This window comes from Arthrobacter sp. H5, from assembly GCF_000520595.1.
Taxonomy (GTDB): Bacteria; Actinomycetota; Actinomycetes; order Actinomycetales; family Micrococcaceae; genus Arthrobacter_D.
Genome location: NZ_KI915030.1, coordinates 1 through 10,238 on the forward strand (window position 1 = coordinate 1; position 10,238 = coordinate 10,238).

The following is a 10,238-nucleotide window of genomic DNA, read 5'->3' on the forward strand; positions in this document are numbered from 1 at the left end:
CCGGAGAATCGCCGCCGGCTCGTGCCCCTGCGTCAACCTCCGCTGCCCGCTGCCGCCGCCGGCCGTCCCACCGCCACCGGGTGACGCCCACGGCATCGACCCCCTCAACGCGGGACAGTTGCGCGATCGAGAGTCCGGGGACCTGCGGATAGCAGCCCCATTCGCGTTCGCTAGTCATCACGACGTCAAGGTCGAAGGTTGCCAATAGCCCCAGCGACTTCGCCCGGGAGTCGTCGTCCACGCCGGCGAACGCCTCGTCGAGCAGGATGAGACGCGGCGCATGGGGGCCGGCCGAGTTGTAGTGCGCCGAGGCGGCGGCGAAGAGCGGTACTGACATCGCCAGCGCCCTCTCCCCGCCCGACGCCGGCCCGGACGCCGACCGCCACTGTCCGTTCTGCCACCGCTCGACGACAAAGCTGTGCCACTTCCGGTAGTCGAGGGCCTGCTCCAGGTGCTCCTGCCAGCCACCGGTCGGATCGCTCTGGCGGACGTCCGCGATCTGCGCCTGCAGGAAGTCCCCGATCGCGGAACGGTCATCGGGCGTCCAGGTGGCGTCGGAGCGGATCATCAGGCCCCTGGTCGCAGCCAGGCCGGCCGGACCGTCGCCGCGCTCGCGCCACCTGACCCGCAGCTGCATCCCGGTGGAGGTCTTGCGCTCAGCCAGTTCGCGGTTGATCCGGCCGATCTGCTCCTCGGCGGTAAGCAGCAATTCGTGGAGGTGACCGGCCACCTCGTTGACGAGGTGGTTCTCGAGGATCTCGCGCTCACGGGCGCTAAGCAGGCGTTCGCGGTCCGCGACGTCCTCCGCCAGCCGGTCCGCCAGCCGGTCGACGTCGACTTCGTTGTGGAGGTAGCGCACCCGCACCACCAACACGTCGCCACGCTGCTCCACGAAAGCCGTATGCCCGTGCCGGCTCATCTGTGCGCTCAGCTCCGTCGACGCACCAGATACCCGCTGCTGGGCGCGGGCCCACGCTTCGGCGGACTCGTCGACGTCGTTCAGCTGTTGCTCGGCGCCCCGGGACAGGCTCAGGACCGCGGTGAGGTTCCACTCCTCGGGCGCATCCGCGGCTGGGACGGCGAGGTCCGGCAGCGCTACCCGGAGCAGGCCTGTCCCTGCGAACTCCCGCAGCGCATCGATCCGCTCCCCACGCGCCGCTGCGTCCTCTTCGCGTCGCCGGGCAAGATCACGGACGCTCTCCTCCAGGCTTCCCTGACTCGTCGCCGCGGCGAGCTGGTCCTTGGCGATTGCCTTGAGCTCCGTCGCTGCTCCCTCCAGCGCAGCGGTGGTCTCACCCAGCCGGGCCTGGAGCTCGGCTACCGAGGCGCCGACGGTGGCGTGCAGCGCCTCGTACTTCGCCCGCAGGCTCGCTGCCTGCGTTCGCACGTCCCGGTGCTCGGACTTGCGCCGCTCCCGGCTCTCAACCGCCTCGGCGGCGCGCTCGGCCGCCTCATCGCGGGCGGCCACCGCATCGCCGACGGCGCGTGCCGCCTGCCGGACCTCTGCCAGTGCCACCTCGTAGGAGGCGACGGCGGCCAGGGCGTCGTCGGTCTCGCCGACCGTCGTGCCGACCCCGAGCTGTGCGCCCTGATCAGCGAGCTCCTCGACGGTCTCCCTGGCCGCGTTTGCGGTCCGCTCCCAGCTCTCCTGCGCTGCAGCGGCTTTGCGCTGCGCTCGCTCCAGCTCCTGCTGCGCCGTGGCGACGCGATCATGCGCCGTGCCCAGATCACGCTCAAGCCCCGCCGGATAGCTGGCACGCTCGTTGCGCACCTGCCCGGACTGGCGATCGGCGGTCGCCACCCGTGCCCGCGCCGTCGTCAGCCCGCCGTCGAGATCTTCGGTTCGCGCGCGTAGCGTGGCAATCACCTCGCGGCGGTGGGCATCGCGCGCGCCGGCGCCGAGGAACTCGGCCCGCTCCTTGGACCAGGAGCCGCGCACCGGTCCGGCCCCCCAGTGTCCATCGCCGTCCAGCCACACGGCTGCACCCGAGGCCTCGCCCCATCCAATCCGGCCGAGCACGGCCCGGACGGCGTCCGCACCGACCGGGTCACCGGGGCCGGCGGCCGGCACCAGCACCGTCGCCAGCGAGTCGGTCACCTGTGGCCCGGTCGCGCCGAGCACGACGTCGCCATCGGTCGCCATGGTGCCGTCCGGGAAAATCCAGGCGTCCAGCAGCCCGGCCGATTGCAGGGCCGCCTCGACCCCGGCCCGCCCGGCGTCCGGCAGCGAATCAGCGAAGTCCGTCAGCCACCACAGCGGCGCGCCGTCGCGGCCTTCCCTGCCCTGTTGGTCCCGCCCCGGTACCGGTGGCGGCACCGGGTCGCGGCCTGCCTCCAGGCCTGCGATCTCCGTGCGGAGCTCTGTCAGTTCCGACGCGAGCCGCGCAGCCTCGTGTTCCGCCCCGGCCCGCTCCGTGGCGAATCGGTCGAGCGCCGTCGTGGCCGCGGTCTCCAGCACTGACCGTAGGGGTGCTTCGCCGGACATGCTGCGTCCCCAGCCCTCGGCCAGTTCGGCGAGCTCATCCGCCCCGCGGTCCAGGACGATGGCGGTCAGAGACGCCACATGCGCACGTATTCCGTCGCGATATGCCGTCGCCGCCTCCTCGACCGCGTCGTGGGTGGCCCGCAGCTCCTCCGCGCGGCCGGCTGCGTCGCTCTGCGTTCTATCGAGTGCCAGGCGCTCGCTGTCGGCTTCTGCCTTGGCCCGCCGGACCGCGTCCAGCAGGCGGCGGACATGCATCACCTGATCCCACCTGCGGCTCAGCGCCCGGCCGGCCGCGCCCGCATCGCTAGCGAATCCCGGGTGCTCAGCCAGCAGTCCTGCCGCTGCCGCCAGCCTGGCCGCGTTCGACTCGTGGCGCCCGGCCTCGGCGGCCGCCTCCTCGTGCCGGCGGGCTGCGACGGTCTCGGTCTTCGTCTCCCTGGCGGCCATGGCGTCCGCCCGTTCCGCCTCGTTCCCGGCCTCGGTGGCCCGGCGCTGGGTCTCCGTGGCTTCGCGTGAAGCGGCGTCGAGGCGGCCGGCGTCGCGCATCTCCGGGCTCGTGCGCAGCGCCTGCTCCTGCCCCTGCAGTGTGCTCTCCCGCTCCTCGGTCTCCTCCCGGAGCCCGGCGAGCCGTTCGACTTCGTTTCCGGCCGCCGTGAGCCGCTCCTCGGCCCCGCGCAAGTCACGGCCCGAGTGCTCGTAGGCCGAGTTGGCCAGCCGCACCGCTGTGGTGTGCCGCCGGGACGCAACCTGAGCGTAGACGCGGTAGTGCCGCAGGAAGACCTGGGCCGCGCCGAGCGTCTCTTTCGCCTCGGAGATCCCGGCACGCTCGTCCTCCAGGGACCGGAAGGACTCGGCGACATCAGCGACGACGGCCTGGTCCAGCGGTGCAAGGGCTTCGGTCAGCGCCGTCGAGAGCGCCTTCTCGTCCGGCTTCTTGGATAGCTGTGGTTGGCGCAGCTGGATCAGCAGGTCGATCAGGGCGGCGTACCGCTCCTCACCCAGCCGGAACAACGCCTCGTCCACCGCCCGCCGGTAGGCCTCCTGGGTGGGGTAGACCTGGCCGGACCCGGTGGACGTCAGCTCCTCACGCAGGCGTTCCTGGCTCAGCACCGTACGGTTGTCGTCCAGCAGTCGGAGGTCTCCGATCCGTCGTGTGCTGGTGAAGTACCAGGTCTTGACGATGCCGCGGCCAGCGGCGGCCTTGAGGCCGATACCCAGGGTGGTGAAGTACTCCGTGCCGTCGGCGTCGACGCGCCCGAATTCGACCCAGGAGTAGCCGGTCCGTTCCGGGCTCTGATGGGCACCACCCAGTAGCAGGTTCCAGTCCATGCGCTTCTTGGGGTCGGCGTCCGGCTCTACGCGCCGCGACGCGATTGAGCCGTCCAGCAGGAAAGGCAGGGTCAGCGCGAGCACCTTCGACTTCCCTGTCCCGTTGTTGCCCCGCAGGAGCAGGCGCCCGTCGTGGAACCAGAACTGCTCGTCGTCGTAGTAGAAGAGATCCACCAGGCCGAGGCGCAGGGGCTGCCACCGCTCGTTGGTGGGGCGGGGCAGCGACCCGTCGGGCTCCGTCCCCTGCGCTTCGGAGTCGTCCGCGCGGGGGTGTTCCTGGACTCCGTTGAGGCTGCTCATCGGGCTCTCCTGTTGGTGATGGTCGGAGCGGTCATGGTGAACCTTTGCAGTGCCGGCAGCGGGTGGACGACGGCGTCGGGACCGTCGCCGACGATTCTCACCAGACCGAGGCCGGCCAGACGGTCGAGTGCGTCGGTGACGATCGCGTTCTCCGCGCCCGGTTCCTGGGCGGTCTTGCGCCAGAAGGCAGCATGGTCCTTTGCGAGCCGTCTCACTCGGAGCCGCAAGGTTGCCACATCGGTGGCGCCAGAGGTCGCCAGCTGCTCGGCGAGCAGCAGCGTGGCGTGACCGCCCGTGCCCTGCTCCGGCATTCGCACATCGGTGAGCTGGTCGTCGGGGTCCACCAGGGCCACGCCTTCGGCCCGCAGTTCGGGAATCAGCCCGGTGGCCTCGGCGAGGCGCCGGGTTAGCTGGACCCGCTGGCCGACGAGGTAGCTGCGCTCGTCGTCGGGAAGCTCATCGTAGTAGACCACCGGGTCGCACAGCAGACGACGCGAAACGGCGTGGCGCAGCCGCCTGGTGGACTCCTCATCGGTGTAGGCCGGTGGCGGCTCGTGCAGCGCTTCCTCGACCTGGCCGATCGACGGGGCGGGGCCCAACGCGGCACCGACCAGTCCGGGTCCGTGGGTGGTGGACAGCATCGTGGCCAGTACCCGCCGGTCTACGTCGTACAACGCATCGCCGCCCGCCGACACGTACGACTCCTCGTCGCCTGCCACGCGGACCAGTACCCCGTGGCCCAGCAGCAACCGGATCGCCGCGACGAGGTCGGATCGCTCCTCGCGACCGCTCAGTGTGAACACCACGCCGTCCATGCCCGGCTGTCGGGCGGCCAGCACGACATCCTCCGCCAGCCGACCGAGGGATATCTGCGGGTCGGACCGCTCCAGCACAGCCAGCGCCAGGCAGAGCAGCACGTAGCGGCGCCGGGTGAACGGCGGGTCGCCCCTGCGTCCGCGGGCGGGGTGTCTCCCGGCGACGGCGATCGCCGTCGGGCCCTGGGGGACGTATGACGTCAGCAGGCGCACCGTCTGCGACTCGACGACCAGGCGCCAGCCCGTCTCCCGGTCGAACCAGCCGCGGAGTGTGTCGGCATGACGCCGGGCCAACCGGAACAGCTCGCCGTCGGCCTGCGCCCGCAGTACCGGGCGCACCAGCAGAGCCCGCAGCACGCGGGTGCGGCCCTCAGCCTCCCGGGCGTTTAGCGCCCCCGAGATGTTCGGCGCCAGGTCGACCCGGCTCATACGTAGGCCTTGGCCGGCTGCTCAAGCTCGGGGTTAGGCTCCGGAACGTCAACCGCGGAGGCGATGTCAACGAGATGATCGGGGCCGGACAGCTCGCCGTCGGGCGTGTTGATCACCATAGTCCCCGCTCCTGCGATCCGGGTGAGGGTGACCGTGAGCTCGCCATCGGAGGTGTGGACCTGCGCCGTCGCCGCCTGCGGCCCCATGGCGGCCAGCGCGTCGCCGAGCAATCCGAGGAACAATCGGAAAGCAGTCGGATCCAGTTCCCCGAAGGCGGAGAGCGGCTGGGGCTCATCGGTGAGGATCCGGCGACGTGCCGCCGCCGTCTGCTCCGCCTCGTGCCGGGCGCTCTCGATCAGCATCCGCTTCGCCTCGGTCCGGTCCGTGACCCGGGCTGCCTTGCCCCGGCGCTCGTACGATCCGCTGCGGCGCAACTGGGGGCTGATCTCCAGTGGCGGGGCATCGGCCCATGTCGTCGTGTTTCCCAGCTCCGCCGCGGTCCAGGCGTCCTCGGTGGCTGCGGTGACGCTGAGGTGCCGCACCGGTGTCAGGGCGAAGGCAGAGCGCCACAACCGGTGACGATCCGCGTCGGTGGGAAGCGTAGCGAACCACCTCGCCAGGGTGAGGAAGTCCTGGGTTCGATCGGTGCGGCCGCCCGCCTTCTCATGCAGCGCCCGCACCACCGCGAGCAGTGCCGGGATAGCCGCCCGCGCGCGTGCCCGCAGCAGCTTGGCCTCGCTTTCCCGTGCGGGTGTGCTGACGAACCAGTCGCTCAGGCCCGACCACTGCCGCAACCAGGTCTCCCGCGCCGTGACTCGCGCCGTGTCGGCTTCCCCCGGGGCTGCGTCGATGGCCTCCCGTTCGGCGGCGGTGGCCGCGAGGAACAGCACCCCCTCCTCCGGGATGCTGCCGAGCAGCTCGACGATCGAGGCGCCGCGGGTGAGCAGATCATGGATGAACCGCTCCAGGTACGCGATGAGCTCCTCCTTATACGCAAGGAAGGCCTCCACGTCCGCATCGTGGAGGTCAATGGTGCGCTGCATCGAGCCCATGAACGCCACGGCGTTCTCCGCCAGCTCGACAAAACGCTCGCGAAGGCTGCGAAGTGTCTGGTGGGTCAACGCCGCATCAACCGCATCGCCCGCCGCATGGGCAGCGACGGCGTTGCGAAGATTGGTGAGCAGCACTGCGATGTCCTCGAGGGCCACCGACTGGAGCGCGCCCCGGGTGCCCAGCGCGGCGTCGTACTGGGCCAGTGCCCGCTCAGCCGCCTCGCCCTGTCGCGACAGCTGGTAGAGCATCCGCCGTCGGTAGAAGTCCTCCAGCGCCGTGACCCTGCTCGAGTCGGGAAAGGCGAGGACATTGGCCCAGGTGGACTGGGACAGTCGCTCCAGCGCCTCGGTGACCGCGCTCTCACCAACTGGTTCCCCGCCGTCGTTCCCGAGTGCCTCCCCTATCTGTTCCGGGCGGACATGGACCGTAAACCGCTCCTTCTCGGACATCAGCGCACGCATCACGCGCCGGTACAGCTGCGCATTGGGCGCGCTGAGGTAGGCGAAGGGGCCGTAACCGCCCGACGTGTCATCGGTATCCGCTGGCGGTGTAATCGCTGAGAGGTCCGTCATGTCATCCAATTCTTCCACGAGGCACCGACTCAGGGCTTCCCCCCATGCTCAAGACCTTCACCGGAGTCTTGGACGGACTGGGGTTCGCCTCGGCGGGCGAATCCATGACCGGTCACCAGCATCGCTGGATCAGGGGTGCCGCCACCGTTGATGTGCTCATACCGAGGTTCACCGGCGAGCGAACCGAAAAGCTCAAAGTGGTCTGCGGTGGAGCCGCCGGGACGGTCAACCGGACAACCTTCCTGGGCTGTCTCGTTGGAAAAGCGGCGGCCATGACGATCGTTGACGATCCCGGCTCGCAGCGCCATGTTGAAGACTTCCTCACCCTGGCCACAGTCCTGCGCGCCCGGGATCTTCGCGGCGCCGGGTTCGGTTCGGCTGAGCGGGGGCATCTTTCGCACATGCTTGGGCTCCTGACGAACAATCCCTCATGGCGGGTCCAAATTCCAGAGAGCCAGACAGGACTCGATCGACTGCGAATAGCGCTGAATTGACCCAGGTGAGCGAATCCACGCCGTCAGCAAGGGTTGATGCTGGCATGGCGGGACTGCCCCTCAGCAGGGGCACCCTATTATCAAAGCGTTTGCTTGGGGTGTCGGGAGGCCAAAATCCCCGCCAACAGTGGAGCTGAGGGGAATCGAACCCCTGACCTTTTCATTGCGAACGAAACTGCACAAATCTTCACAAAAACTACTCAGAGCGCCAGTTGACACGCAATTTTCAGGGGTGGGAGCCGATTCCAGCCTGAAGAGATTCACGATGGTTAACGGTCGGCTCACGGCGTTTAACGACCAAGGTGGAACGCAAGGTGGTGACTTTCAAAGCCGAAAGCTTGCCTCGGGATCTTGCGTTGCAGGAGGCGACGCCCGTCGCGCAAGTCCCCGCATAGAAACTGGATGTGAACTCCTTTACAGCCCCGCCACCCATCCCGCTTCCTGTTCTTTCCGGACATCTCACCCGAGAGGAGGCGGCCGCCTATCTCGGGCGAAGCGTCGGCACGCTCGGGAACTGGGCGGCGGCGGGCGTCGGGCCGCCGTACGTTTATTCCGGCAACGGACGTGTCCTATACCCGGGTGCCGCCTTGGCAGAGTATCTACAGGCCTGGCTCGTCTACAGTCCGCGGTCTTGAAGGTACTGAGAGTGGACACCCGTCAGCGGCCGCCTCGCATAGAGACAAGCATGACCATTGAACCCGAGTTCGAATCGTTGGCCCCTTCAACGCTATCTGGATTCCTGACGAGGCAAGAGGCCGCCGCTTACCTGGGTCGCTCACCCGGGACGTTAGCCAATTGGGCGCGACAACGTAGCGGCCCTCCTTTTTACCGGCCGGAAGACGGCACGGCCAGATACTTTGCCCCGGACCTGGTGGCGTACCGCAAATCTCGCAGCAAACCCTCAGTAGATCTGTGATGGCTTATCCAAAGCGCGCCGCGGGCACTTGGGTGCCTTTCGGAAGCCGAGCCGACTGAAAAACGGGTCATACAGGACCGATACTCGCTATACCCGCCTGGATGGAAAAATCGTCAAAATAGCACGATCGGGATCGACCGCACGCAAGGCGGAGGAAGCACTCCTGAAACACGTGCGTGAGTTCTCTGAGGCGGACTATCGTGAGGCAGAGGCGCATTCCAAGGCGTCAGCCTTGGAAGAAGACCCTCCGTTCTCAACGGTTGTGGAAAGCTACAGCGCACACATCGAGACCTCAGAACGGCGCCCGAGCACTATTTATGAATACATTCGCGCCTGCAGGAAGGACATTCTGCCTTCGCTGGGAAGCATCCCTGCTTCTGAACTTGACGTGCGAGCTTGCGCGAAATTCCTCCATAGCCTAATTGATGGAGATCGTCTCTATCGCAAGGCAGGTTCGTTGCGGGCATTGCTTTCCGCGATCTGCCAGCACGGAGCCGGAATGGGATTGATGAAGACCAATCCGGTTCGGGATGTTGCGCGGTTACCGACAAGGCGAGCGGGAGAAGTGAAAGTGATAGAGGCCGGAGACGTTTCTATTCTGCTGGCAGCTGCTCGAAGATACTTTAGTGAGCCGCCCAACCGCCCCGGGCCCAAGGTTAACCGCGATTTGCCCGACGGGCTTGAGATCCTGTGTGCGACTGGCATCCGCATTTCCGAGCTGCTTGCGCTCCGGTATGCCGATGTGTGCATCGACGGTCCCGAAGTCGAGCACTCGATCACGCTGACCGGCTCGGTGAGATGGGAAAAGGGGCATGGAATCGTTCGAAGACTCTACACCAAGTCCTCCGATGACCATTTCACCATTCCGATCGGGGTGCAGATGGCCGCTACCCTGCGTCAGCGTCGAGACACCGAGATCGCACCCAACCCACACGGTGCGTTGTTTCCTTCCAGAGGAGGCGGGTGGGTCGATCCTGGAAATTGGCGTTCACGGTGGAGAAGAGCACGCGCCGACATTGGCGTCATGTTTGAGCTGCCCGCAGATCTGGACCTTGGCACCATAACACCGCACACGTTCCGTCGCACCGTCGCGACTTATCTGCGCGATGAGGTCGATCGAAAGGCCGCACAGTTGACGCTCAACCACAGTTCGGACACCATCACAGCTCGGTACTATTTCACCCGGTCCAAGGAGGCCCCAGACCATGCACGACTTCTGGATGCCCTTGTCTACGGGGATGCGCGCGAACAATGAGATCAAAACATCCACGCGGCACTCCCGTCTGCAAGTTCATACGAGGACCACCGCCCCTCCCGGACACGCCGCAGACCTCCGCTAGTCACTTTTGTGTGCAGTTTCAGCGAAAAATCGACTCATGGTCATAGCGGACAAGTGCAGCGGAGTCTTCAACCGTGGATTTCACTTGCTTCCGCAGCACTCCCGTACAAAAAACTACAAGAAAGTGGGACCCATAATGGAACCCTTGATCAACTCAAATAAGGCCTAAAAAACTCCTGTGCCCGATCCATCCACGCCGGTCGTCCTAGTCCGGACCAATCCCGGACTGGGACGGCTCCTTCGCGCCGGAAGTATGTACGTTTGGCGTGAGTCCGGCAGTGCTGAAACGTCGGTGCCGGATCGTTTGTCAGAACCTCGATGGTGGTGGGACGAATCCATCACCGACTACACACCGTACACATTGGCAGAAAGATGTGACAGACACTGCGGCACGGAAACACCGCTCCGCAACAAGGGTGAATGGTGCGCGGAATGTTTAGAGGTAATCTCAGAGACTCTCAGAGACCGGCGGGAAATTTTCACCGCGCTCGGCATGCGCCCCGTCC

The 10,238-nt window shown here is 67.0% G+C and carries 6 protein-coding genes and 1 tRNA gene; 3 read left to right on the forward strand and 4 right to left on the reverse strand.

All coding sequences use genetic code 11. The features are described from left to right. The 3 genes from Y708_RS0119890 to Y708_RS26645 all read right to left on the reverse strand — a co-directional run. Positions 1–4,114, reverse strand: a 4,114-nt coding sequence (locus tag Y708_RS0119890; protein WP_051479217.1) for a TIGR02680 family protein, incomplete at its 3' end; no start/stop codon positions are given. After that, the gene (locus tag Y708_RS26640) at positions 4,111–5,358 is read right to left on the reverse strand and encodes a TIGR02678 family protein (protein WP_035777002.1); all 1,248 of its coding nucleotides are present in this window, start codon (positions 5,356–5,358) and stop codon (positions 4,111–4,113) included. The genes Y708_RS0119890 and Y708_RS26640, both read right to left, overlap by 4 nt. After that, the gene (locus Y708_RS26645; protein ID WP_081747054.1) at positions 5,355–6,983 is read right to left on the reverse strand and encodes a TIGR02677 family protein; all 1,629 of its coding nucleotides are present in this window, start codon (positions 6,981–6,983) and stop codon (positions 5,355–5,357) included. The genes Y708_RS26640 and Y708_RS26645 overlap by 4 nt, the downstream gene beginning before the upstream one ends. Before the next feature lie 44 nt (positions 6,984–7,027). Between Y708_RS26645 and Y708_RS26650 the strand changes: the two genes are divergently transcribed. Beyond that, positions 7,028–7,477 (forward strand): hypothetical protein, encoded by a 450-nt coding sequence (locus Y708_RS26650; protein WP_051479218.1) that lies wholly within the window; start codon positions 7,028–7,030, stop codon positions 7,475–7,477. A gap of 128 nt (positions 7,478–7,605) precedes the next feature. On the opposite strand, the gene Y708_RS29450 is transcribed toward Y708_RS26650, so the two are convergent. Further along, positions 7,606–7,677, reverse strand: a tRNA-OTHER gene (locus Y708_RS29450). Between the two features lie 204 nt (positions 7,678–7,881). On the opposite strand from Y708_RS29450, the gene Y708_RS31595 reads away from it, so the two are divergent. Next, on the forward strand, positions 7,882–8,112 hold the full coding sequence (locus Y708_RS31595) for a helix-turn-helix domain-containing protein (RefSeq protein ID WP_216699851.1): 231 nt from the start codon (positions 7,882–7,884) through the stop codon (positions 8,110–8,112). Between the two features lie 453 nt (positions 8,113–8,565). Next, positions 8,566–9,648 carry a tyrosine-type recombinase/integrase gene (locus Y708_RS28730; RefSeq protein WP_155853966.1) on the forward strand — a complete coding sequence of 361 codons (1,083 nt, stop codon included), beginning with the start codon at positions 8,566–8,568 and terminating at the stop codon, positions 9,646–9,648. Positions 9,649–10,238: the final 590 nt, after the last annotated feature.